22 protein-coding genes are annotated in these 23424 nt (G+C 72.5%); 9 read left to right on the top strand and 13 right to left on the bottom strand.

Annotated elements, in window-relative coordinates; translation table 11 throughout:
- Window positions 1-126: 126 nt before the first annotated feature.
- Window positions 127-1578 (top strand): alkaline phosphatase PhoX, encoded by a 1452-nt coding sequence (locus ACZ55A_RS00495; RefSeq protein ID WP_468830895.1) that lies wholly within the window; start codon window positions 127-129, stop codon window positions 1576-1578.
- Window positions 1579-1622: 44 nt separating this feature from the next.
- Here ACZ55A_RS00495 and ACZ55A_RS00490 read toward each other — a convergent pair whose 3' ends face one another.
- The 4 genes from ACZ55A_RS00490 to ACZ55A_RS00475 form a co-directional block, all read right to left on the bottom strand.
- Complete coding sequence (locus ACZ55A_RS00490) at window positions 1623-2510, bottom strand: class I SAM-dependent methyltransferase (protein WP_468830892.1); 888 nt, start codon at window positions 2508-2510, stop codon at window positions 1623-1625.
- 163 nt (window positions 2511-2673) lie between these two features.
- Window positions 2674-3879, bottom strand: a complete 1206-nt coding sequence (locus ACZ55A_RS00485) for a TerD family protein (protein WP_468834479.1) — start codon at window positions 3877-3879, stop codon at window positions 2674-2676.
- A gap of 100 nt (window positions 3880-3979) precedes the next feature.
- Window positions 3980-4249, bottom strand: a complete 270-nt coding sequence (locus ACZ55A_RS00480) for a GlsB/YeaQ/YmgE family stress response membrane protein (RefSeq protein WP_468830889.1) — start codon at window positions 4247-4249, stop codon at window positions 3980-3982.
- 167 nt (window positions 4250-4416) lie between these two features.
- Entirely contained in the window at window positions 4417-5235 is an 819-nt protein-coding gene (locus tag ACZ55A_RS00475) for an NAD-dependent epimerase/dehydratase family protein (RefSeq protein ID WP_468830886.1), read from the bottom strand.
- Between the two features lie 370 nt (window positions 5236-5605).
- On the opposite strand from ACZ55A_RS00475, the gene ACZ55A_RS00470 reads away from it, so the two are divergent.
- Window positions 5606-6502 (top strand): 5-dehydro-4-deoxyglucarate dehydratase, encoded by an 897-nt coding sequence (locus tag ACZ55A_RS00470; protein WP_468830883.1) that lies wholly within the window; start codon window positions 5606-5608, stop codon window positions 6500-6502.
- A gap of 35 nt (window positions 6503-6537) precedes the next feature.
- Here the strand turns inward: ACZ55A_RS00470 and ACZ55A_RS00465 are convergent, their stop codons facing one another.
- The 4 genes from ACZ55A_RS00465 to ACZ55A_RS00450 form a co-directional block, all read right to left on the bottom strand.
- Entirely contained in the window at window positions 6538-7161 is a 624-nt protein-coding gene (locus tag ACZ55A_RS00465) for a response regulator (protein WP_468834475.1), read from the bottom strand.
- Between the two features lie 157 nt (window positions 7162-7318).
- Complete coding sequence (locus ACZ55A_RS00460; protein ID WP_468830880.1) at window positions 7319-8644, bottom strand: sensor histidine kinase; 1326 nt, start codon at window positions 8642-8644, stop codon at window positions 7319-7321.
- Window positions 8641-9642, bottom strand: a complete 1002-nt coding sequence (locus ACZ55A_RS00455) for a hypothetical protein (protein WP_468830877.1) — start codon at window positions 9640-9642, stop codon at window positions 8641-8643. Before ACZ55A_RS00455 ends, ACZ55A_RS00460 begins: the two co-directional genes overlap by 4 nt.
- Window positions 9643-9787: 145 nt before the next feature.
- Window positions 9788-10558: an IclR family transcriptional regulator gene (locus ACZ55A_RS00450; protein WP_468830874.1), complete on the bottom strand. Its 771-nt coding sequence runs from the start codon at window positions 10556-10558 to the stop codon at window positions 9788-9790.
- A 232-nt stretch (window positions 10559-10790) separates the two neighbouring features.
- On the opposite strand from ACZ55A_RS00450, the gene ACZ55A_RS00445 reads away from it, so the two are divergent.
- Complete coding sequence (locus ACZ55A_RS00445) at window positions 10791-12332, top strand: aldehyde dehydrogenase (NADP(+)) (protein WP_468830871.1); 1542 nt, start codon at window positions 10791-10793, stop codon at window positions 12330-12332.
- An 11-nt stretch (window positions 12333-12343) separates the two neighbouring features.
- Window positions 12344-12934 carry a GNAT family N-acetyltransferase gene (locus ACZ55A_RS00440; protein WP_468830868.1) on the top strand — a complete coding sequence of 197 codons (591 nt, stop codon included), beginning with the start codon at window positions 12344-12346 and terminating at the stop codon, window positions 12932-12934.
- Here the strand turns inward: ACZ55A_RS00440 and ACZ55A_RS00435 are convergent.
- Window positions 12885-13565, bottom strand: a complete 681-nt coding sequence (locus ACZ55A_RS00435) for a class I SAM-dependent methyltransferase (RefSeq protein WP_468830865.1) — start codon at window positions 13563-13565, stop codon at window positions 12885-12887. The two genes, ACZ55A_RS00440 and ACZ55A_RS00435, sit on opposite strands and share 50 nt — an antisense overlap.
- A gap of 78 nt (window positions 13566-13643) precedes the next feature.
- Between ACZ55A_RS00435 and ACZ55A_RS00430 the strand changes: the two genes are divergently transcribed.
- From ACZ55A_RS00430 to ACZ55A_RS00420, 3 genes are all read left to right on the top strand, one after another.
- A complete protein-coding gene (locus ACZ55A_RS00430; protein WP_468830862.1) occupies window positions 13644-14348 on the top strand; it encodes a DsbA family oxidoreductase in 705 nt (234 codons plus the stop codon).
- A gap of 103 nt (window positions 14349-14451) precedes the next feature.
- Window positions 14452-15522, top strand: coding sequence for an aminotransferase class V-fold PLP-dependent enzyme (locus ACZ55A_RS00425; protein WP_468830859.1), 1071 nt, complete (start codon window positions 14452-14454; stop codon window positions 15520-15522).
- 98 nt (window positions 15523-15620) lie between these two features.
- Entirely contained in the window at window positions 15621-16688 is a 1068-nt protein-coding gene (locus ACZ55A_RS00420; protein WP_468830856.1) for an alkene reductase, read from the top strand.
- A gap of 121 nt (window positions 16689-16809) precedes the next feature.
- On the opposite strand, the gene thpD is transcribed toward ACZ55A_RS00420, so the two are convergent.
- The 4 genes from thpD to ectA all read right to left on the bottom strand — a co-directional run bounded on the left by thpD (window position 16810) and on the right by ectA (window position 20237).
- On the bottom strand, window positions 16810-17709 hold the full coding sequence (gene thpD / locus ACZ55A_RS00415) for an ectoine hydroxylase (RefSeq protein WP_468830853.1): 900 nt from the start codon (window positions 17707-17709) through the stop codon (window positions 16810-16812).
- Between the two features lie 94 nt (window positions 17710-17803).
- A complete protein-coding gene (locus ACZ55A_RS00410; RefSeq protein WP_468830851.1) occupies window positions 17804-18220 on the bottom strand; it encodes an ectoine synthase in 417 nt (138 codons plus the stop codon).
- Between the two features lie 50 nt (window positions 18221-18270).
- Window positions 18271-19539, bottom strand: coding sequence for a diaminobutyrate--2-oxoglutarate transaminase (ectB, locus tag ACZ55A_RS00405; protein WP_468830848.1), 1269 nt, complete (start codon window positions 19537-19539; stop codon window positions 18271-18273).
- Window positions 19540-19673: 134 nt separating this feature from the next.
- Window positions 19674-20237: a diaminobutyrate acetyltransferase gene (gene ectA, locus ACZ55A_RS00400; RefSeq protein WP_468830846.1), complete on the bottom strand. Its 564-nt coding sequence runs from the start codon at window positions 20235-20237 to the stop codon at window positions 19674-19676.
- A gap of 604 nt (window positions 20238-20841) precedes the next feature.
- Between ectA and ACZ55A_RS00395 the strand changes: the two genes are divergently transcribed.
- Both ACZ55A_RS00395 and ACZ55A_RS00390 read left to right on the top strand, forming a co-directional pair.
- Window positions 20842-21933: an amidohydrolase family protein gene (locus ACZ55A_RS00395; protein ID WP_468834471.1), complete on the top strand. Its 1092-nt coding sequence runs from the start codon at window positions 20842-20844 to the stop codon at window positions 21931-21933.
- A 433-nt stretch (window positions 21934-22366) separates the two neighbouring features.
- Window positions 22367-23359: an SCO1860 family LAETG-anchored protein gene (locus tag ACZ55A_RS00390; RefSeq protein ID WP_468834431.1), complete on the top strand. Its 993-nt coding sequence runs from the start codon at window positions 22367-22369 to the stop codon at window positions 23357-23359.
- Window positions 23360-23424: the final 65 nt, after the last annotated feature.

The raw sequence follows: 23424 nt of genomic DNA, 5'->3' as shown, positions 1-23424 counted from the left end.
GGTTGTCACACCCGCCCCAACTGCTCCCTGGATGTCGCACCCCGTTCAACTGGAGTTCGAAGGCGCACGACAACGTGTGCGACGCAAGCACAGGGGCGTAGAAAACCGGCCATCCAGGAGATGACAATGCCGCTCACCCGCAGAGACTTCGCCAAGCGTTCCGCCTTCGCCGGCGCGGGGGTCGCGCTGGCCGGCAGCGTAGGCGTGCTCGCCACCGCGCCCGGCGCCATCGGCGCGGAGGCACCGGAGACCGGCCCGGACGGGGCGGCAGCGGACCAGACCCTCGGCTACGGCCCGCTGATCCCCGACCCGGAGGGCATCCTCGCACTGCCCGCCGGGTTCTCGTACAAGGTCATCACGCACTCCGGCGTCACCAAGCTCGACAGCGGTGAGTTCACGCCCTCCAACCACGACGGCACCGGCACCTTCGAGGGCCACCGCGGCACCACCCTCCTGGTCAACAACCACGAGCTGAAGGGCCCGCGCGCCGACTGGCCGCACCCGGTGCCGCTGGCCGCAGGGCTCGTCTACGACCCGGCCGCGTCCGGCGGCTGCACCGTCGTCGAGGTCGCCAAGGACGGCACCCCGGTCGGCGAGTGGGTCGGCGTCGCCGGTACGTCCACCAACTGCGCGGGCGGCACCACCCCTTGGGGCACCTGGCTCACCGGCGAGGAGACCGAGGACAAGGCCGGCGAGCACGGCATGACCAAGGACCACGGCTATGTCTTCGAGGTCGACCCGTACGACCGCCGGGCCTGCCGCGACCCCAAGCCCCTCAAGGCGCTGGGCCGTTACGCCCACGAGGCCGTCGTCGTCGACCCCAAGCGCGGCCACCTCTACCTGACCGAGGACGCCTCCGGCCCCAACGGCCTCTTCTACCGCTGGACCCCGCCGCACGGCTTCCGCCACGGCCGCGGTCAGCTGCGCGCGCTCGCCGGTGACGCCGGTGTGCTGGAGGCCTTCAAGTGCTTCGACTCCGGCGGCCGGTTCGTCGACGACCTCTCGCGCGCCACCAAGGCCGGCACGGTCTACGGCGTCGACTGGGTCGAGGTCCCCGACCGCGATGCGCGCACGGTCTCGGTCCGCAAGCAGTTCAAGGACGGTGAGGTCACCCGCGCCCGCAAGCTGGAGGGCCTGTGGTGGGCGGACGGCGGCGCGTACGTCGTGTCCTCCTACGCCCGCGAGGAGAGCCCCGTCCAGCACGACGGACAGGTCTGGTTCTACGACCCGCGGCGCCGGACGCTGACCCTGAAGGTGCTGCTGGGCGTCAACCCCGACCCGTCGAAGGACGGCGCGCTCGACGGCCCCGACAACATCACCGTCTCGCCCTACGGCGGACTGATCATCGCCGAGGACGGCGAGGGCGTCCAGCACCTCTTCGGGGCCACCGACGACGGCCGGACCTACCCGATCGCCCGCAACGACCTCAACATCGGCACCGCCGAGGAGCCGGAGTTCAGCGAGTTCACCGGCCCGGTCTTCTCCCAGGACGGGCGCACCCTGTTCGCCAACATCCAGGACCCCGGCCTGATGCTCGCCATCACCGGCCCCTGGAAGCGGCAGCGCCGGCGAGGCTAGGGCGGACACGCCCCAGGGCGTGTCTCCGGCGGCGGCCCGGCGGTTCAGCCGGCCGCCGCGGCCGTGAGGAGGTAGTAGTCCAGCAGCCCGGTTTCGTACGCCGTCAGATAGCGGCGCGCCCACCGGTCCCGGGGCGCCGGCTGCTGGGCCAGATAGCGGTCGTACGGCTCCCACACCGCGTCGCCGATCGCCCGGACCCGTACGTCCCGCAGGCCCGCCGCGGCCAGCGCCGCGGCGACCTCGTCGATCACGTACGGCACGTCCAGACCGTCGGCGTACGGGGGCAGCAGGGCGGGCAGGGCGCGGGCGGCCTCCCGGCTGCGGGCGAAGAACGTCGTCAGCGCCAGCCCGCCGCCCGGCCGCAGTACCCGCGCCGTCTCCCGGGCGAAGGCGGGCAGATCGCGGAAGTGCTGTGCGGCCTCGACGCACGTGACGAAGTCGACGGCGCCGTCGGGGAGCGGAAGGCGCTCGGCGGCGCCCAGCACGAACTCCAGCCGGCCCGGACCCTCGCCACGCCCGCCGAGCAGCGCCGTATGCGCCCGGCGGGCCCGGCCGATCTGGTCGGGGTGCGCATCCAGGCCGGTTACCGCGGCCAGGCCGAACTCCCGCAGCGCCAGGACACAGCCCAGCCCGCGCCCGCAGCCGACCTCCAGGGCGGTGCGGCCCCGCGGCCGGTCGAGGGTGCCGAGGACCAGCCGGTAGAGGTCCTCCTCGCTGCGCACCCGGTCGGCCTCGGTCAGCGTCCGGCCGGCGGTGTCCGGCACCGCCGCCCAGTAGCCGAAGTTGATGAAGCCGCCGGCGAACGCCGGGACGGTGCTCAGGTCGTCCTCGCCGTAGAGCTTCGCGACCCGCTCGGGGAGGTCGGGCGGCGCTGCGCCGTCCGGGTGGCCGGCGGGTCCGGCCGCACCGGCCGGCGGCTGCTGCTGCGTCATCGAACGCTCCTTGTGCGGGCCGGTACGGGGGAGACCCGCGGGCGCGGGGGACGGGGACGGGGGACAAGAGGCGGTGAGCCCGACGGTTCGGACGCCACAATTCTCGGTCCTGGACCGTTCCCGCACCAGAAAAGGACACCCGGGCGGCCCGCCGGCCGGGCCCCTAGAGCGCCTGGCCGGCCGGTTTGACCATGCCGCGCACCGTCCGGGCATCGACGAACTCGCCCAGCGCGGTCATCTCCCACTCGCCGGAGAACTGGCGGATCAGCTTGGCCATCATCACGCCCGTACGGGGCTCGGAGTGGGTGAGGTCGAAGCGGACCAGCTCCTCGCCGCTCTGGGCGTCGATCAGACGGCAGTAGGCCTTGGCGACGTCGGAGAACTTCTGGCCGGAGAAGGAGTTCACCACGAAGACCAGGCCGGTCACCTCGGGCGGCAGCCCGCCGAGGTGGACGGTGATCGCCTCGTCGTCGCCGGCGCCCTCGCCGGTGAGGTTGTCGCCGGAGTGCTGGACGGCGCCGCCGAGGATCATCAGCTTGCCGAAGAAACAGTTGTCGACCTTCTTGCGGTCCGGGCCGTAGGCGATGACCGAGGCGTCGAGGTCGATGTTCTTGCCGCGGAAGGCGGGCTCCCAGCCCAGGCCCATCCGGACCGAGCTGAGCAGCGGGCGGCCGCCCTTGACCAGCGAGACGGTCTGGTTCTTCTGGAGGCTGACCCGGCCCTTGTCGAGGTTGATCTTGCCGGTGCCGGGGGCGGGCGGGGCCGGGGGAGCGGCGGCCGGCGGCGGGGAGACCGGGGCGGGGGCACCGGTGGGCGGTCCCCACTGGCCGGCCGGGGCCGGTGCCGGGGGCGCCTGCGGGGCGGCGGCCGGCGCGGCCGGCTCCTCGACGCTGACGCCGAAGTCGGTGGCGATCCCCGCCAGCCCGTTGGCGTACCCCTGGCCGACCGCACGGACCTTCCAGGCGCCGGCCCGGCGGTAGATCTCGACGACCACCAGCGCGGTCTCCGGGCCCAGCCGCGGAGGGGTGAAGGAGGCGAGGACGCTGCCGTCGTCGGCGTTGCGGACCGTGGCGGTCGGCTCGGTGCCGGCGAAGGTCGCGCCGGGGGCGTCCAGGCTCGCGGTGACCACGATCTTCTCGATGCCGTCGGGCACCGCGGCGGTGTCCACCGTGATGGTGTCGGCGCCGCCGCCCGCCGCGGAGTGCGTCACGCCCGGTCCGGCGGGCTGGTTGTAGAAGACGAAGTCGGCGTCGGAGCGGACCTTGCCGTCGGCGGCGAGCAGCAGCCCCGACACATCCAGCCGGACGGGAGCGGTGACGTCCACCGCCACCCGCGCGGCGGTGAGCGGGAGGTTCGAGCCAGGAGTCATAGCGGTCATGCCGGAACCAACGATCGGCCCGCCTTTGCGGTTCCATTACCTGCGGACGGGTGACCGCTGCCGGTGGACGGATGACCGCCCGTTACGCCGCTCATCGTTCGCGCGAGTTGCCGAAGAGCAGCCGGTAGACGATCAGCAGGACCAGCGCACCGGCGATCGAGGCGACCCACATGGACGGCTCGCCGAAGTCCTTCGGTATCGGGCGGTGCAGGAACTTGGTGGACAGCCAGCCGCCGATGAAGGACCCCACGATGCCGATCAGGGTCGTGCCGACCACGCCGCCCGGGTCCCGCCCCGGCAGCAGGACCTTGGCGACGACGCCCGCGATCAGCCCCAGTACCAGCCAGCTGACGATGCCCATGATGCGTTCCTCGTTCCTGCGCGGTGGATCGGTACACACACCAGGACGCCGCGCGGGTGGCGAGGGTTCCGTGCCGTGGCGGGGGCCACCACCCTCCCCCGAGGACCTTCGACAGGCTCCGGTCCAGGGGGGACCCCCATCCCCGCCCGGACCGCCGCGCGCGCCGCTCAGTGCGGCCACTGCGGCGGGTCGGTGCAGAAGGCGCCGCCGAGGTGGGCGTGTGCCGGGTCGGCGGGGTCGGGCTCACCCTGGGCGGCGAGCAGCCCGGCGGCGTACGGCTCGGAGTCGTCCTGCGGTACGTAGCCCAGGGCGCGGGCGGTCGACAGGTCCCACCACAGCCGGGTGTTGGCGGAGGAGCCGTGGACGACGGTGTGGCCGACCTCGGGGGCGGTGAGCGCGGCGTGCAGCAGGCGGGCGCAGTCGGCCGGGCTCAGCCAGATCGACAGCGCCCGCACCGAGGCCGGTTCGGGGGAGCAGGAGCCGATGCGGATCGAGACGGTCTCGATGCCGTGCCGGTCCCAGTAGAGCGAGGCAAGGTCCTCGCCGAAGCCCTTGGAGAGGCCGTAGTAGGTGTCGGGGCGGCGGGGCGTGCCGACACCGATGGCGGCGGAGCCGTCCGCGGGGCGCGGGGTGAAGCCGACGGCATGGTTGGACGAGGCGTAGACGATACGGCGCACGCCCGCCGCGCGCGCCGCCTCGTAGAGGTGGTAGGTGCCCTCGATATTGGCGCGCAGGATCTTCTCGAACGGCGCCTCCAGGGAGATACCGGCGAAATGGACGATCGCCTCGACGCCCCGCACGGCCTCGCGCAGCGCCTCCTCATCGGCCAGCTCGGCGGTGATCACGTCCGTCTCGCCGTGTGCGTCCTCAATGGCTCGCTCGTCGAAGAGGCGCAGCCGGTAGCCGTACGGCGGCAGCAGCTCGCGCATCAGGGTTCCGAGGCGGCCGGCGGCGCCGGTGAGCAGGACGGTGCGGGGTGCGGGCACGGGCGGGTACTCCTCGGTCCGGGGGGCGGTCGGTCTGAGCGACAAGTCCGTAGAGGCGAACGGAATTCAGGTACGTGGAACCTAGGGAGCCGCCTGACTGACGGTCAAGACGGTTGACGGACCGGGCACATCCGCTTGACGTGTCGCCGTATCGGTCTCTTGAGCGGCACGGAACGGCTCCTCTAACGTGGTCGGGTTCAGAGGTATGGACATCGATCAGGGACATGCGCGAGGGCGCAGCACGAGGACGGAGAGCCCGTTGACCGCACACCCTCCCCCCGCTCCTTCTCCCGGACCCCGTCCCGGTGGGCGTCCCCCCGAAGGCCACCCCCAGCTCGCCGACCGACTCGACGGACCGCTGTTCTTCCCCGTGACCGCCTACAGGCCCGGCGGCGCGGTGCACCCGGACGCCTTCCGCGCCCATGTGCGCGCGGGCCTCGACGCGGGCGCGGGCGCCGTCTTCGCCTGCTGCGGCACCGGCGAATTCCCCGCGCTCGCCCCCCAGGAGTACGCCGAGTGCGTCGCCGCCGCCGTCGAGGAGACCGCCGGCCGCGTCCCGGTGATCGCCGGCACCGGCTACGGCACCGCCCTCGCCGTCCACTTCGCCCGCCTCGCCCGGGAAGCCGGCGCCGACGGGCTGCTCGCTCTGCCCCCCTACCTCGTCGCCGCCGGCCAGGAGGGCCTGCTGCGGCACTACACCGCACTCGCCGCCGCCACCCCGCTCCCGGTCCTCGTCTACCAGCGCGACAACGCCGTCTTCACCCCCGCCACCGTCACCGCCCTCGCCAGGACCCCCGGCATCATCGGCCTCAAGGACGGCCTGGGCGACCTCGACCTGCTCCAGCGCATCATCAGCGCCGTCCGCACCGACGCCCCCGACGAGGACTTCCGCTACCTCAACGGCCTGCCCACCGCCGAACTCACCGCCCCCGCCTACCTCGGCCTCGGCGTGCGCCTGTACTCCTCCGCCGTCTTCGCCTTCGCCCCCGAGATCGCCCTCGCCTTCCACCGGGCACTCACCGCCGGCGACCACGCCACCGTCGCCCGCCTGCTGGACGGCTTCTACCGGCCGCTGGCCGAACTGCGCGACCAGGGCCGCGGCTACGCCGTCTCGCTGGTCAAAGCGGGGGTACGGCTGCGCGGCCTGGACGTAGGCGAGGTCCGCCCGCCGCTCGGCGAACCGGCCCCCGCGCACATCGAGGAGCTGGCCGCGCTCCTCGACCACGGCCTGGCGCTCCTCCCCGCCGCGCCGCGGACCGGTGCCTGAGCGGCTCCTTGCGCGGAGCCGTCCGGGGCCTCTCCTCACCCCGGCCGGACGAATCCGCACTCGTACGCGGCGATCACCGCCTGGGTCCGGTCCCGCACCCCCAGCTTGGCCAGCACCCCCGCCACATGTGTCTTCACGGTGGCCGGACCGACTCCCAGCCGCTCGGCGATCTCGGCGTTCGTCAGCCCGGCCGTCATCAGCCGCAGCACCGCCCGTTCCCGCTCGGACAGCCGGGCCCGCAGCTGCCGCACGGTGTCCTGCGCGGCCCGCTCCCCGGCGTGCCGGGCGGCCAGCCGGCGTACCGCCGCCGGGAACAGCAGCGAGTCGCTGCGCGCCACCAGCCGTACGGCCTGGACCAGATCCTCCGCACCGGACCGCTTGAGCAGGAACCCGCTGGCCCCGGCCCGCAGCGCGTCGTACACATACGCGTCGTTCTCGAAGGTCGTCACGACGATGATGCGCGGCGGCCGGTCCATCCCGGCGAGCACCTGCTCGGTCGCGCGGATCCCGTCGATCTCCGGCATCCGGACGTCCATCAGCACGATGTCCGGGCACAGCTGACGGATCAGCGGCACCGCCTCCGCCCCGGTCGCCGCCTCACCGACCACCTCCATGTCGTCCTCGGCGCCCAGGATCGCGCGCAGCGCGGTACGCACCATCCGCTCGTCGTCGGCGAGCACGATCCGCAACCGGCGCTGCCCGTCGGCCTCTTGGGCCGGGCGGCCGTCGCGGTCCGTGGTGTCGTGGTCCCTGCCGTCGCGCACCGTGCGGTCGTGTGCCGTGCCGTCCTGGTCCTGCGTCGTGGTCATGTGCCGTTCACCCTGTCCCCCGGCCGGTCTCCCGGCATCCGTCCTCGTGCTCCTCGCGGCCCTCGTGGCGCGTGTGCTCCTCGCGTACCGGCCCGGCCAGCGGCAGCCGGGCCGTCAGCCGCCATACGCCGTCCCGTGCGCCCGCGGCCGCCTCGCCGCCCAGCAGCCGGGCCCGTTCGGCGATCCCGCGCAGCCCCCGGCCGCCGCCCGGACGCGGCGCCTGGACGGGCGGGCGGGTCCCCTCGCCGGCCGCAGGACCGCCGACCGGGTTCGTCATCCGCAGCGTCAACTCCCGCCCGTCCCGGCGCAGATACAGCCGTACCGGCACCGGCCCGGCGTGCCGCAGCGCATTGCTCAGGCCCTCCTGCACGATCCGGTAGGCCTCCCGCGAGACCACCGGCGGCAGCCCCGTACACCGCCCCTCGACCGTCGCCTCGACCCGCACGCCCGCCGCGCGGGTCCGGTCGAGCAGCGCCTCCAGGCCGTCCAGGGTGGGCGCGGGGGCGGTCGGGTCACCGCCGTCCTCCTCGCGCAACAGGCCCAGAACGGTGTCCAGTTCGGCGACCGCCTCACGGGTGGTGTCCTCGATCGCGGTCAGCGCCGCACGGGCGAAAGCCGGGTCGGTGTCCAGCACCCGGCGGGCCGCGCTCGCCTGAAGGGTGACCGCGCTCAGCGCGTGCCCCACGGAGTCGTGCAGTTCACGGGCCAGCCGGTTACGGGTGGCCAGATCGGCAGCCCGGCGCTCGGCGGCGGCCAGCCGGTCGGCCGGCGTGGGCCCCAGCAGCGCGGGGGCGCAGCGGGCCTGGAGCCCCCCGCAGATCCATACGGTCGCCAGCAGCAGCGCCAGCAGCCCCAGCCCGGTCAGCGGACCGAGCCAGCCGTTGAACGGTGCGCCGAAGGAGACCTGGCTGTGCTGCAACCTCTCGGAGAACGGCATCAGGACGAGCACCACCACGGCGGGCGGTGAGGAGAGCGTCATCCCGCTGACGACCCCGCCGGTGCACAGATGCAGCGTGAACCATGCGGCGGTGCGCCGGCGGACCGCCCAGGACACCGTCGCCAGATCGTCCGGCCCGCTGTCCGCCAGCCCGCACAGCGCCCGTGCGGTGACCGTCTCCACGATCCGCACGACCGGGAACAGGACGGTGAGCGCGCTGAGGAAGGCGACCGGCAGGGCCCCGGCGAACGCCACGTACCAGACCGGGTCGGTCAGCAGGCCCGGCGAGCCGCCCAGCACCGCCACGACGACCGACATCAGCAGGAAGTACGGCATCAACAGCGCGCCGCCCAGCACCATATGGATCCAGCGCCGGGCCAGGACGCCCGCCCTCATCCGCACCGTGCGGCCTCACGTTCGGCGAAGAAGTGGGCACCGGCGACGGCTGTCAGCATCCCGACGATCATCTGCACAGCGTAGGTCAGGCTCAGCAGGGGAGTGTGCTGGTGCGGGCCGTCCGCAGGGCCGGTGAGCGAGGTCAGCGTCAGCCAGCCGCCCCAGCAGGCGAGGGCGCCCGAGCCGGTCCAGGCGGCGGCCAGCGGCAGCAGCAGCGGTACGCGGCGGCCGCGGCCGTAGCCGAGCAGCAGCGCCCCGGCCACCGTGAGGAGCGCGAACAGCACGTAACAGGCGTCGTTCAGGCGGGTGTTGAGGTCCATCGCGGCGGCCCGCGCGGGGCTCAGACCGGCCGTGCTGCCGGCCGCCCACAGCAGATGTGTGGTGGTGGGCAGCGCTGCCAGTACGGTCACCGTGGTGGCGGTCAGCCGGCGCGCGGAGCGGGTGGGGCTGTCGGGGAGCGCCCCCAGGGGGCCGCGCCACAGACGGCCCCAGCGCTCCCGGGCGTACAGCACGAAGAGGGTGCCCAGGGCCAGGCCCTGCACGATGAAGCCGCCGTAGACCACGCTCCACACCCAGGGGTCGAGCAGCTGGTCGGGTCCGCCGGATCCGTCGCCGCCGGTGATGTCCGTGCGGGGCGAGCCGTGCAGCAGGGAGGCCAGCGTCTGGGCGGGGAAGACCGCGAAGACCGGCGCGAGGAGTCCGGTGGCACACCACATCGGCAGCGCCGGCAGCCAGGCCGGCACCCGCCGCCCCCACGGCCGGGTCAGCAGGAACGCCAGCACGATCACGGCCGCATCCATCACGACGGTCAGGGCGTTGAGCGCCATCAGGGGGTTGCCGTCGTGGCGCAGCGCGCTGCCCCGGGGGATGCCGAGGCGGCTGCCCGCGATCCAGGCGATCTTCAGCGTGAGGTAGGGGAGGCAGGCGGCCACGGTGAGCGTCCGCAGCACGCCGCGGGCGGTACGGACGGGGTCGGCGGGGACGGGCGGTGTGTGCATACCGGCCAGGTTTCCGGCCGCGGTCTCCGGCCGCCTCGACCGCGCCGACGATCCGCCTCCGCCGCACGGGGGAGGCGGACCGCGCCCCGGCCCGCCCGGGGCAGCAGGTCAGGACGGTCAGGCTGTCAGGGCGGTCCCGCCCCGGTCACAGCCGGCGGGTGGACAGCGTCAGCCGGTCGCGGGCGTCGAACAGCATGTCCTTGATCATCCGCTCATGGTCCGGGGTGAGCCGGGCCACCGGCACCGAGCAGCTGATCGCGTCCCGGGCCGGGGTGCGGTAGGGGATCGCGACGCCGAAGCAGCGCAGGCCCAGGGTGTTCTCCTCGCGGTCGACCGCATAGCCCTGCTCACGCACCGCGTGCAGCTCCTCGATCAACTCCTCGCGGTCGGTGAGGGTGTGCTCGGTCAGCTGCGCCAGAGCCGGCGGCAGCATCGCCCGGACCTCGTCGTCGCAGTACGTCGCCAGCAGCGCCTTGCCCAGCGCGGTGGAGTGCGCGGGCAGCCGCCGCCCGACCCGGGTGAACGGCCGCAGATAGTGCTGCGACTGGCGGGTGGCGAGGTAGACGACGTTGGTGCCGTCCAGCCGGGCGAGGTGGATGGTCTCGGTGGTGTCGTCGGAGAGCCGGTCCAGCGTCGGCCGGGCCGCGGCCACCACCTCGTCGCCGTCGATGTACGACGTGCCGACCAGCAGGGCCCGCACCCCGATGCCGTAGCGGGTACCGGTGGCATCGGTCTCCACCCAGCCCAGGTCGACGAGGGTGCGCAGCAGCATGTAGAGGCTGGACTTGGGGTAGCCGACGGCCTCTTGGACGGAGGCCAGGGAGTGCATACCGGGGCGGCCGGCGAAGTACTCGAGCAACTCCACCGTCCGCACCGCGGATTTGACCTGCGCTCCACCGGTATCGGCAGCTGACATCGCCCTTGACCCCTCTGTTCGGACAGCCATAGAGTCCCAGTTGTTCATGATCCGGGATGGCGTTCACCATATCGAACGAGGTTCGGGATACTGCAAGGTCCGCGGGACCCGGAGCGACCGCAGAACAACTCACAGCGACCGCAGAACAATTCCAGAGCAACCCCAGAACGACCAGTTCGACCCAGCTCGACCCAGAACGACTCGGCACGGCATCGCCCGGGAGGAATGCACGGTGGCAGCGGCAGCAACAGCACCAGTCTGGAGTGTCGACCCCCGAACCGGGAAGCGACGGGAACAGGTTGCGGTGGAGGCCACAGCCGACGAGGTGGACGCGGCGGTCCGGGCCGCCCACGCCACCCGCGACGCGCTCGCCGACCGGGCCGCCCGCACCGCCCTGCTGCGCCGCGCCGCCGACCTGCTCGACGACGCCGGCGACGCGGTCGTCGAGGCCGCCGACGCCGAGACCGCCCTCGGCCCCGGCCGGCTCACCGGGGAACTCGCCCGCACCACCTACCAGTTGCGGGCCTTCGCGGACCTCGTCGAGGACGGCGCGTACCTCGGCGTACTGATCGACCACGCCGACCCCGGCCTCACCCCGCCCCGGCCCGATCTGCGCCGCTACAAGATCCCGCTCGGCCCGGTCGCCGTCTACGCCGCCAGCAACTTCCCGCTCGCCTTCTCCGTACCCGGCGGCGACACCGCCAGCGCCCTGGCCGCCGGCTGCCCCGTCGTCGTCAAGGCCCACCCCGACCACCCCGCCACCTCCGAACTGTGCGCCGCGCTGCTGCGCCGCGCCGCCACCGGGGCCGGCCTGCCGGAAGGCGTGGTGAACGTGGTGCACGGCTTCCAGGCCGGGCTCGACCTGATCCGCCATCCGCTGATCGCCGCGGCCGGCTTCACCGGCTCGGTACGCGGCGGCCGCGCCCTGTACGACGCGGCCGCCGCCCGCCCCCGCCCGATCCCCTTCCACGGCGAACTGGGCAGCCTCAACCCGGTCGTGATCACCGAGGCCGCGGCCGAGGAACGCGCCGAACAGCTCGGCACCGGCCTGGCCGGCTCGATGACGCTCGGCACCGGCCAGTTCTGCGTCAAGCCCGGACTGGTCCTCGCGCCCGCCGGCGAGCCCGGCGACCGCCTGCTGAAGTCGCTGACCGCGGCCGTCAGCGACACCGAGCCCGGCGTCCTGCTCGACCCCCGGATGCGCCAGGCGTTCCTCGACGGCGTCCGCACCCGCGCCGAACTGCCCGACGTCGAAGCACCGGTGACCCCCGGAGCCGGCGGCGAGCACACCGTCAGCGCCGGCTTCCTCACCGTCCCCGCCGCCCGCCTCGCCACCGAAGGACCCCACGACCTCCTCCTGGAAGAGTGCTTCGGCCCGGTCACCGTCGTCGCCCGCTACACCGACGAGGCCGAGACCGGCGCCCTGCTCGCCCGGCTCCCCGGCAACCTCACCGCCACACTGCACCTCAGCGAGGCCGAAGCCGCCGGCGACGGCCCCGGCGCCCGGCTGCTCTCCCAGGTCACCCCGCTCGCCGGCCGCATCGTCGTCAACGGGTGGCCCACCGGCGTCGCGGTCGCCCCCGCCCAGCACCACGGCGGCCCCTACCCCGCCACCACCTCCACCGCCACCTCCGTCGGCGGCACCGCCGTCGAACGCTGGCTGCGGCCGGTCGCCTACCAGGACACCCCGCCCGCCCTGCTGCCCCCGGAACTGCGCGAGGACAACCCGCTCGGCCTGCCCCGCCAGGTCGACGGCCGCCCCGAAACCGCGTAACCACCCCCGCCGTGCCCCCCACCCCCGACGCAACCGCCGTCCAGGTCCGCGCCGCCACCCGCGCGGACCTGGCGGCGATCGCCGCCCTGCACACCGGCGCCCGCGCCGCCCACCACCGCGCCCGCCACCCGGGCACCCCCTTCGACACCGCCGCCGAACACGCCCGCCGGCACACCGCCTGGGCGCGCGCCCTGGACCGCGTCGACACCCCCACGCTGTGCGCCGTACGCCACGGCACGGTCCTCGGCGCCGCCGCCTACCTCCCCCACGCCTCAACGGCGCGGCAGCACCCCCCTCGCACCGACCACCCCCGCCGCACCGTCACCCTCCACCAGCTGCACGTCGACCCCGCCCACTGGGGCACCGGCATCGGCCACGCCCTGCACACCGCCTGCCTGCGCGCCTGGCACACGGCCGGCTTCGCCCGGGCCGTCCTCGACGTCCTGTGGCACAACCACCGCGCCCGCGCCTTCTACACCGGCCTCGGCTGGCGCCCCGACCCGGACCGCCGCCCCGCCCCCGACGCCACCCACCTCACCCTGACCCTGGACCTCACCCCCGGGGACCGCCCGGCACCGAAGATGCCTCCCGCCGGGCGATGAGCTGCAACCGCTCGGCCGTCCGCCCGTCCAGCGTCCCCACCGAGCCCCGCCGCTCCGCCACCACCGAGAAGCCCGCCGCCCGCACCAGCCCCCGCAGCCGCTCCGGCGGATGGTGCCGGAACACCCCACCGTCGTCCGTCTCGAACACCCCGTACGTGCCGTAGCGCCCCGCGAACCGCGCATACCGCTCCTGATTCAGCGCATCGCCCTGCACCGGCACATCGCTCAGATACAGCACCCCACCGGGCCGCACCAGCCGCCCCAGCTCCCCGACGATCGCCGACTGCTCCGTGTCCCCGGGCACACACGTCAACACCGCGAACAGCAGCGCCGCATCGAACGAGCCCGCCCCGAACGGCAGCGGAAACTCCGCCCACCGCATCAGCTCCGCCTCCGGATGCTCCCGCCGCCCCCGCGCGATCAGCGCCGCCGAGACATCCACCCCCCGCACCGCCCGGTACCCGAGCCCGGCCAGCTCCGCGGTCAGCCGCCCGTACCCGCAGCCGTAGTCCAGCACCCGCGCACTCCGCGGCACATACGCATCGAGCAGCACCGGATCGAGAGGATGGGTGAAGGTCTTCGCGGACCCGATCGTCTCCCAGAAGCCGAGGAATCCCTGTGACGAGGTCATGCCGGGACGGTACCCGCGGAACAGCCCGCTGCCCCGCGCGGTTACCGAAGAACACATCCCGACGAGGAAAGTCAGCTCATGCGCGTGGAAATCTGGTCCGACATCGCCTGCCCCTGGTGCTACATCGGCAAGGCCCGCTTCGAGGCCGGGCTCGCCGCCTTCGCGCACCGCGACGACGTCGAGGTCGTCCACCGCTCCTTCGAGCTGGACCCGAACGCACCGGCACCCACCGACATCCCGGTGCTGGACATGCTCGCCTCGAAGTACGGCGTCAGCCGCGCCCAGGCCGAGGAGATGGAGGCCCGGGTCGCCGCGGCCGCCGCCGGCGAAGGCCTCGCGTACCGCTCCGACCGCGTGCACGGCAACACCTTCGACCTGCACCGGCTGCTGCACGCCGGAAAGGCGCACGGCGTCCAGGACGCCCTGCTCGACGCCCTCTACCGCGCCAACTTCGCCGAGGCCCGCCCGCTCGGCGACCCCGCCGTCCTTCAGGAGCTCGCCACCGGCGCCGGCCTGCCCGCCGACGAGGCCGCCCGGGTCCTCGCCGACCCCGGCGCCTACGCCCAGGAGGTACGCGCCGACGAGCGCGCGGCCGCCGAGCTGGGCGCCACCGGCGTGCCGTTCTTCGCCATCGACCGCCGCTACGGCATCTCCGGCGGGCAGCCCGCCGACGTCTTCCGCCAGGCCCTGGAGAGGGCACACGCCGACGCCGCGCCCCAGGCCACCGCCCCGGCCGGCGCGGAGGTCTGCGGCGACGACGGCTGCACCGCACCCGGACAGTGACCACCGGCCGCGCCGTTCCCGGACAGTGACCACCGGCCGCGCCGGGCAGTGACGCGGCCGGGGCACCGTGGACGCGGAGGCTCCCGCCGAGCACAGTGGGGGCATGCAGCGACACGCGCCACTCGGCGGGGCCGAATTCGCGCCCGAGACGACCTACCTCAACTCCGCCTCCAGCGGACTCCTCCCCGGCCGCAGCGCCACCGCCCTGCGCGCGGCCATCGACGAATCCACCTCCTACGGCACCATGGGCCGCGACTACTTCGCCGCCGCCACCGCCTCCCGGGCCGCCTTCGCCCGGCTGCTGGACATCCCCGCCGACCGCGTCGCCCTCGGCAGCTCGGTCGCCGTACAGTCCGCGCTGATCGCCGCCTCCCTCCCACCCGGCTCCGAAGTCCTCGCCCCCGAAGGCGACTTCAGCTCCCTGGTCAACCCCCTCGGCACCCACCCCGGCATCAAACTGCGCACCGTACCCCTGGAGGCACTGGCCGACGAGGTCCGCCCCGGCACCGCACTGGTCGCCTTCAGCGCCGTACAGTCCCTGGACGGCCGGATCGCCGACCTCACGGCCGTACGGGAGGCCGCCCGGGCCCACGGCGCACGCACCTTCGTCGACGCCACCCAGGCCGCCGGCTGGCTGCCGCTGCGCGCCACGGACTTCGACTACCTCGTCGCCGGCGCCTTCAAATGGCTGCTCTGCCCGCGCGGTACGACCTTCCTCGCCTTCGGCGGCGACCGCGACGACCGCGCCGACGGCCCCGACTGGCCGGCCGCCCTGCATGCCGGCTGGGTCGCCGGGGAAGACCTCGACGCCTCCAACTACGGCCTGATCACACCCGCCACCACCGCCCGCCGCTTCGACGAACCGCACGCCCACTTCTCCTACGTCGCCGCCGCACACTCCCTCGCCCTCATCGAGGAGCTGGGCGTACCGGCCGTCAACGCCCACAACACCGCCCTCGCCGCCCACTACCGCGAAGGGCTCACCGAGCGCGGACTGACCCCCCGCCCCGCCCCCGGCTCGGCCATCGTCTCCACCCCCGGCCTCGCCGACGCCGAACACCGCCTCGCCGAGGCCGGCGTGAAGATCTCGGTGCGCGGCGGACTGCTGCGCGCCTCCTTCCACCTCTACAACTCCACCGACGACGTCGACCGGCTGCTGGCACTCCTCGCATAACCGGGCCAGTGCGGGAATGCCGGCCGGGTCCCACACGTTGAGGCAGCAGACGTAACGGGTAACGACCGTGTCCGACGCAGCAGTTGAGAGGCCCTCACGTGACCACCGCATTCGACCCCGTAGACCTCGCCGGCATCCCGCTCGCCAACCGCATCGTCATGGCGCCGATGACCCGCAACCGCGCCACCCCCGACGGCGTCCCCACCCCGTCCATGGCCCGCTACTACACCCAGCGCGCCTCGGCCGGCCTCATCATCACCGAAGCCACCCACACCACACCCCTCGGACGCGGCTACCCGCTCACCCCCGGACTGCACACCCCCGAACAGATCGCCGGCTGGCGCAAGGTCACCGACTCCGTGCACAACGCGGGCGGCACGCTCTTCGCACAGCTGTGGCACGGCGGCCGCATCGGCCACCCGCTACTGCTGCCCGAAGGCCAGCTGCCCGTCGCACCCTCCGCGGTCGCCGCGGCCGGACAGGGCTTCACCCCCGAAGGCCTCAAGGACTTCGTCACCCCCCGCGAACTCACCGGCGACGAGATAACCGGCACCATCGCCGGGTTCGCCACCGCGGCCCGCAACGCCATCGAGGCCGGATTCGACGGAGTGGAGATCCACGGCGCCAACGGCTACCTCGTCCACCAGTTCCTCGCCCCCAACACCAACCTGCGCACCGACGCATGGGGCGGCTCCGACGAAGCCCGCGCCCGCTTCGCCCTAGAGGTCACCCGGGCCGTCGCCGACGCCATCGGCGCACACCGCACCGGCCTGCGCCTCTCACCCGGCAACCCCTTCAACGACATCTCCGAGCCCGCACCCGAAGCCACCTACACCACACTGGTCGAGGCCATCGCCCCCCTCGGCCTGGCCTATCTGCACACCTGCGACGTCCGCGACCAGGAACTCCTCGACGGCCTGCGCAAGCGCTTCGGCGGCACCTTCCTCCTCAACCCCGCCACCGACGGCCGCCCCACCGGCCCCGAAGAACTCCCCCTCGTCGAAGAAGGCCGCGCCGACCTGCTCGCCTACGGCGCGCTCTTCCTCGCCAACCCCGACCTGCCCCGGCGACTGGCGGCCGGCGGCCCCTTCAACACCCCCGACCCCACCAGCTTCTACGGAGGCGACGACACCGGCTACCTCGACTACCCGGCACTGGACACCTGAGCACCACCGGCCGGCCCCCAGCGGCAGCACCCGCGACCGGCGCGCCCCCACAACGCGGCGCGGCCACCGCACAGACCCTGCTGTGCGGCAGCCGCGCCACCGGTACCTCGCGTACCTGCTCCTACCTCACGGGCGTGAAGTCCCGCGCCCCGATGTACTCCGGACGCCGGACCGGAGCCGCGAACGGCTCCACCGCCGTGTTCTCCACGCTGTTGAACACGATGAAGACATTGCTGCGCGGATACGGCGTGATGTTGTCACCCGAGCCGTGCATCGCATTGCAGTCGAACCACGTCGCCGAACCGGCCTTGCCGGTGAACAGCCGGATACCGTGCTTGTCCGCCATCTTCGTCAGCGCCTCGTCCGACGGCAGCCCGGCGTCCTGCATCTGCAGCGACCGCTTGTAGTGGTCCTTCGGCGTCGCACCCTCGCACCCGATGAAGTGCTGGTGCGAACCAGGCATGATCATCAGGCCGCCGTTGGTGTCGTAGTTCTCGGTCAGCGCGATCGAGACCGACACGGTGCGCATGTTCGGCAGACCGTCCTCGGCGTGCCAGGTCTCGAAGTCCGAGTGCCAGTAGAAGCCCGAGGCACCGAAACCGGGCTTCACATTGATCCGCGACTGGTGGACATAGACGTCCGAACCGAGGATCTGCCGGGCACGCCCGACCACTCGCGGATCGGCGACCAGCTTGGCGAACACCTCACTGATCTTGTGCACCTCGAAGACGGACCGGACGCTCTGCGACTTCGGCTCGACGATGGAGCGCGGATCGGCGCGCATCGCCGGGTCGTGCACGAGCCGGTCCAGCTCCGCGCGGTACACCGCGACTTCTTCAGCCGTCAGCAGCTCCCCGATGGCGAAAAAGCCGTCGCGTTCGAAGTCGCTCAGCTCGGACGGCGCGAACGGGCCGGCCGCTCCGGGCTGCGACCACACCACCGGGTCCTTCCGCGGGGTGATCACCTCAGCGGTCCCACGGGTCGGGTACAGGTCGGCGGTGCGCTCGGGTGCGGTGGTCATGGTGTTGCCTTCCTCTCCTCTCGTACGGAATCTGGCTTACCTGCGCGGTGGGTGCCTTCCTCAGCTCTGCCGGACGGGGCAGGCGGGTGCCGCCTCAGACCGTCTCGGGCTCCGTCTCGGGCTCGGTGAGAAGCGGGTAGACCCCGTTCTCATCGTGGTCCTCACGGCCGGTGACCGGCGGGTTGAAGACGCACAGGCAGCGGAAGTCCTCCTTGATCCGCATGGTGTGCTTCTCGTGCCCGTCGAGCAGGTACATCACGCCGGGCGTGATGGTGTGCTTCTCGCCGGTCTCGTCGTTGGTCAGCTCGGCCTCGCCCTCGATGCAGACCACGGCCTCGATGTGGTTCGCGTACCACATCGACGTCTCCGTACCGGCGTACAGCACGGTCTCGTGCAGCGAGAAGCCGACGCGCTCCTTGGCGAGCACGATGCGCTTGCTCTCCCACGTGCCGGACTTGGACTTGACGTGGCGGTCGGTGCCTTCGATGTCCTGGAACGAACGGACGATCACGGTGAGTCGGTGCCTTTCTGTGGAACGGTGCGGGAGCTCTGAGAGTCGGTTCAGGCGCAGTCGCGGACCGCGCGGCCGAGGGTCCGAAGCCCCTCGTCCAGCTCCTCCGGGGTGGTCGTCAGAGCCGGCAGCAGCTTGACGACCTCGCTCTCCGGGCCGGAGGTCTCGATCAGCAGACCCAGCTCGAAGGCGCGCTTGGCGATCTTGCCCGCGAGGCTCTTGTCGTTGCACTCCAGGCCCCACACCAGACCGCGGCCGCGGTACTCGGCGAAGGTGTCCGGGTTCTCCTCGACAATGGCCTTCAGGTGCGCTTCGACGATCTCACCGCGGGCGAGAGTCTGCTTCTCCATCTGACCGTCGGCCCAGTAGGTGTCCAGCGCCGCGGCGGCCGTGACGAACGCCGGGTTGTTGCCGCGGAAGGTGCCGTTGTGCTCACCCGGCTCCCAGATGTCCAGCTCGGGCTTGAACAGCGTCAGCGCCAGCGGCAGGCCGTAGCCACTGATGGACTTGGAGACGGTCACGATGTCCGGCACGATGCCCGCCTCCTCGAAGGAGAAGAAGGCACCCGTACGGCCGCAGCCCATCTGGATGTCGTCGACGATCAGCAGCATGTCGCGGCGCTCACACAGGGCGGCCAGCGCACGCAGCCACTCGGCCCGCGCGACATTGATGCCGCCCTCACCCTGCACCGTCTCGACGATCACCGCGGCGGGGGTGTTCAGACCCGAGCCCTGGTCCTCCAGCAGCCGCTCGAACCACAGGAAGTCCGGGTACTTGCCGTCGAGGTAGTTGTCGAACGGCATCGGCGTGCCGTGCACCAGCGGGATACCCGCACCCGCCCGCTTCATCGAGTTGCCGGTGACCGCGAGCGCGCCCAGTGACATCCCGTGGAAGGCGTTGGTGAAGGACACGATCGACTCGCGGCCCTTGACCTTACGGGCCAGCTTCAGCGCGGCCTCGACGGAGTTGGCACCCGTCGGGCCCGGGAACATGACCTTGTAGGGCAGGTCACGCGGCCGCAGGATGATGTTCTGGAACGACTCCAGGAACGCCCGCTTGGCCGTGGTGGACATGTCCAGGCCGTGGGTGACGCCGTCCCGCTCGATGTAGTCGATCAGGGCGCGTTTCAGCACCGGGTTGTTGTGGCCGTAGTTGAGCGAGCCGGCGCCGGAGAAGAAGTCGAGGTACGTGTGCCCGTCCTCGTCGATCATGCGGCTGCCCTGCGCGCGGTCGAAGACGGTGGGCCAGCCACGGCAGTAGCTGCGCACCTCCGACTCCACGGTCTCGAAGACGCTCAGATCGGGCTGGGTGATGGTCACAGCATGCTCCTGGGAGATGAGTGCGAAAGGATGAGGAAGTCTTGGTGGGGGGCTGGGCGGTACCGGCGCTCTCACGGGGTGGTGCCGGATCCGCACGGCCGCGGCGGCGCCATCGCCGCGCGGCCCTGGGGGCGCTACTGCCCGGGGGCCTGTGGTGTGAACGGGCCTATGAGGTGCAACACCTCCGGCTCGTGGCCCTGCTCGGGGAACAGCCCTGCGTCGAAGAGCACCTCGCGCTTGATGGGCACTGAGTGCCGCTCGGCGAAGGACGCGAACAACCGGTTGGACGCGGCGTTGTCGGGGGTGATGGTGGTCTCGACGAAACGGATGCCCAGCTCGTCCATGGCGCGGGTGGTCAGCCCGTCCAGGAGGGCGGCCGCCAGCCCCTTGCCACGGTGCGCATCGTCGACGGCAACCTGCCAGACGACCAGGGCCTCCGGGCGCTCGGGGCGGAGGTAGCCGGTGACGAAGGCGGCCGGCTCACCCTCGCCGTCGCGGGCGACGACGGAGGTGGCAGCGAAGTCGCGACACCACAGCAGGTAGCTGTAGGAGGAGTTGAGGTCCAGCGCCTTCGAGTCGCGGGCGATGCGCCAGATCGCGGCTCCGTCCTCCACGCGTGGGGTGTCGAGCTTGAAGCCCTCCGGCAATTCTCTGATATCGCTACGGGCACGTGCATGGTCTGCTTGTGCGGCGGTCATGGAAATTAAATTTACCCATGGAAAAAGGAAATTGCATCGCGGGCAGGGGTTACGTAACTGGCCGAGATGTGTTATCGCGCGGGCGCGCCCGTGCGTGCGATGCAGCCGAAGTTCGTACCGATTTGACCAGGATGTTCGGGGCGAAACGGACGCGCTGTGTAGTCGGTCACAGATACGTAACGCCCCCGAGATCCGTCCGAATTACGGGATCCGGCACTAGCGAAATCTTGGCGTTTGAGCTGCGGAAAAGCGGGCAGGAGAATACGGGAAGCTGTACTCCCGAGGAATAGGGAATTCGCCAGCGGAAGGCCCTGCGTAAGACCTTGCGTAAGGTCCATGGAAACCCGCCCGGCAAACCCATGACAAGCCCCGCAACACCATGCGATGAGATTTGTCGGAACATCCGGGAAATGCCCCGGCGGCCCCGGCGCGCAGCCCTACCCGCCCGCACCACGCCCCCTACGCCTCCGGCGCGGCCACGGTGACGGCCCGACCACGCCACGCCACCACGCCGCCACGGCACACACCGCCACCACACACCTCGGCCCGTAACCGGCCCCTCCGCAGGCCCGGCCACGCCGCCTAAAGTGCCTGTATGACGTCCATGAGTGAAGGTGCGGTGCTGCACCTCAAGGGGAGGGTCCTCGTCGGACCGGACGAGGTCCATGACGAGCTGTGGGTCGTCGGCGGCCGGGTCGCCTACGACCGGCCCGCCATGGCACGCGATGCCACCACCGTCGAAGGATGGGTCCTGCCGGGCCTGGTCGACGCCCACTGCCACGTCGGCCTCGACGCACACGGCCCGGTGGACGCCCCCACCAGCGAAAAACAGGCGCTCACCGACCGTGACGCCGGAACCCTGCTGATCCGCGACGCCGGATCACCCTCCGACACCCGCTGGATCGACGACCGCGACGACCTGCCACGCATCATCCGCGCCGGCCGCCACATCGCCCGTACCAAGCGCTACATCCGCAACTACGCGCACGAGATCGAGCCGGAGGACCTGGTCGCCTACGTCGCCCAGGAGGCCCGCCGCGGCGACGGCTGGGTCAAACTCGTCGGCGACTGGATCGACCGCACCACCGGCGACCTGTCCGCCTGCTGGCCCCGCGGCGCCGTCGAAGCGGCCATCGCCGAGGCCCACCGCCTCGGCGCCCGCGTCACCGCCCACTGCTTCGCCGAGGAGACCCTCGCCCCCCTCGTCGAGGCCGGCATCGACTGCATCGAGCACGCCACCGGACTCACCGAGGAGACCATCCCGCTCTTCGCCGAACGCGGCGTGGCCATCGTCCCCACCCTCGTCAACATCGCCACCTTCCCCGACCTCGCGGCCGGCGGCGCGGCGAAGTACCCGCGCTGGGCGGACCACATGCGAAGCCTCCACGCCCGCCGCTACGACACCGTACGGGCCGCCTACGACGCCGGCATCCCCGTCTACGCCGGTACCGACGCCGGCGGCTCGCTCCCGCACGGCCTGGTCGCCGACGAGGTCATCGAACTCACCAAGGCCGGCCTGCCCGCCGTAGCCGCCCTCTCCGCCACCACCTGGGGCGCCCGCGACTGGCTCGGCCGCCCCGGCCTCACCGAAGGCGCCCCCGCCGACCTGGTGGTCTACGAGAGCGACCCCCGCGAAGACGTACGAGTCCTGACAGCACCCCGCAGGGTCGTCCTACGGGGCACGGTCGTGGGCTAGCGCTGCCGACTGGCTGGCCGGCTGGCGTTGCCGGATCGGGCGGATCGGGCGGATCGGGCGGATCGGCCGGGGGCTGGGAGCCTGGGTGGCCGGGTGGCTGGTCGGTCGAGTGACGGGGCGGTCGGGCGCCCAGCCACCGCCGGCCGCGCATCTCACCTCACCCCTGGACCCCGCCGGTCAACCCGGCTCACCCGGCCGGTGGGACTCCTGTGACACAGGGGTGCCCCGTGCCCCAGGAATCGAATGAACACACGAAAACCACCCTTTGTGATGAACTGACCGCACGTGGCTCCCTGTTCACCCTCCGTACGGACACGATGTGCGGGTCGAGGTCGTCGGCCCGCGTGATGTCCCCCATTGGCGCGGCCGACGGCTCCATTTCTCTCGTGGGGGTTCCACACACGTGTCCACCAGTCCCGCCAACTCCTCCGGCATGCGCATGTCCAGGCGGCTCGCCGCGACCGTCGTCGCCACGGCGCTCACGGCCGGCCCCGCCGTTATGCTCGGCGCCGCGCCCGCCTGGGCCACCGGAGACCACGGCCCGGCCCGCGGCAAGGCCGACGCGGTCGTGCTGCGCACCGCCCTGAACGTCGGTCTGCTCCACAAGACGCTCGACGTCCCGGTGAACCTCGCCCTGAACGACGTGCACGCCCCGGCCTCCGCCAACAAGACCGCGCTCACCGTGAAGCTGGACGGCATCAACCAGGGCAAGCCGGTCAACGTGCTGCGCGCCGACGTCGCCACCGCACGCGCCACCACCGACCGCCGCAAGGCCGAGGGCTACGCCAACCTCGTGCACGCCAAGGTTCATCTCCCCGGTCTGCCGCTGGTGTCCCTGATCGAGGTCCAGCAGGTCACCGCCAAAGCGGTGTGCGAGGCCGGCAAGGCGCCCCGGGCCGAGTCCAACGTGCTGGGCCCCGTCCTCGTCCTGGGCAAGAAGGTCACGCTCACGGCGGGCGGGACGACGGACGTCAAGGTGCCGGGCGTGGGCGAGGTACGGCTCGACCTGTCCAAGAAGAGCACCACTTCCAAGAGTGCTGCTGCCACCGCGCTCGACCTGAATGTCTCCGTCAACCCCCTCAAGCTCAACGTCGCCGACGTCCGCGGCCGGGTCACCCTCGCCCAGGCCCACTGCACCGCACCGGGCCGCACCGCACCTGAGCCGGGCGGCTCCGGCGGTACCAGCGGCGGCCAGTCGGGCGGGGACCCGACGCCGGGCGGTGGCACCAGGCCCGCCGGTGGCGAGGACACCCAGGTGCACCAGAGCGGCTCCAGCCCGAGCACCCAGAACCTGGCGGAGACGGGCGGCAGTTCGGCCACCCCCTATCTCGCCGGGGGCGCGGCGCTGCTGCTTGCCGCGGGTGCCGGTTCGATGGTCTACGCCCGCCGACGCCGCGGCGCCGTGCCGCAGGGCGGCCGCGGCTGACAAGGCTCGTACCCCGTGCCGGTGCTGTGGGGGTGCCGCGCGCGGGGTACGGCCGAGGCGTGCCG

The organism is Streptomyces sp. NPDC034111 (assembly GCF_055575375.1).
Note: the sequence above shows the minus strand (reverse complement) of the source record. Positions and strands in the feature narration are given on the sequence as shown.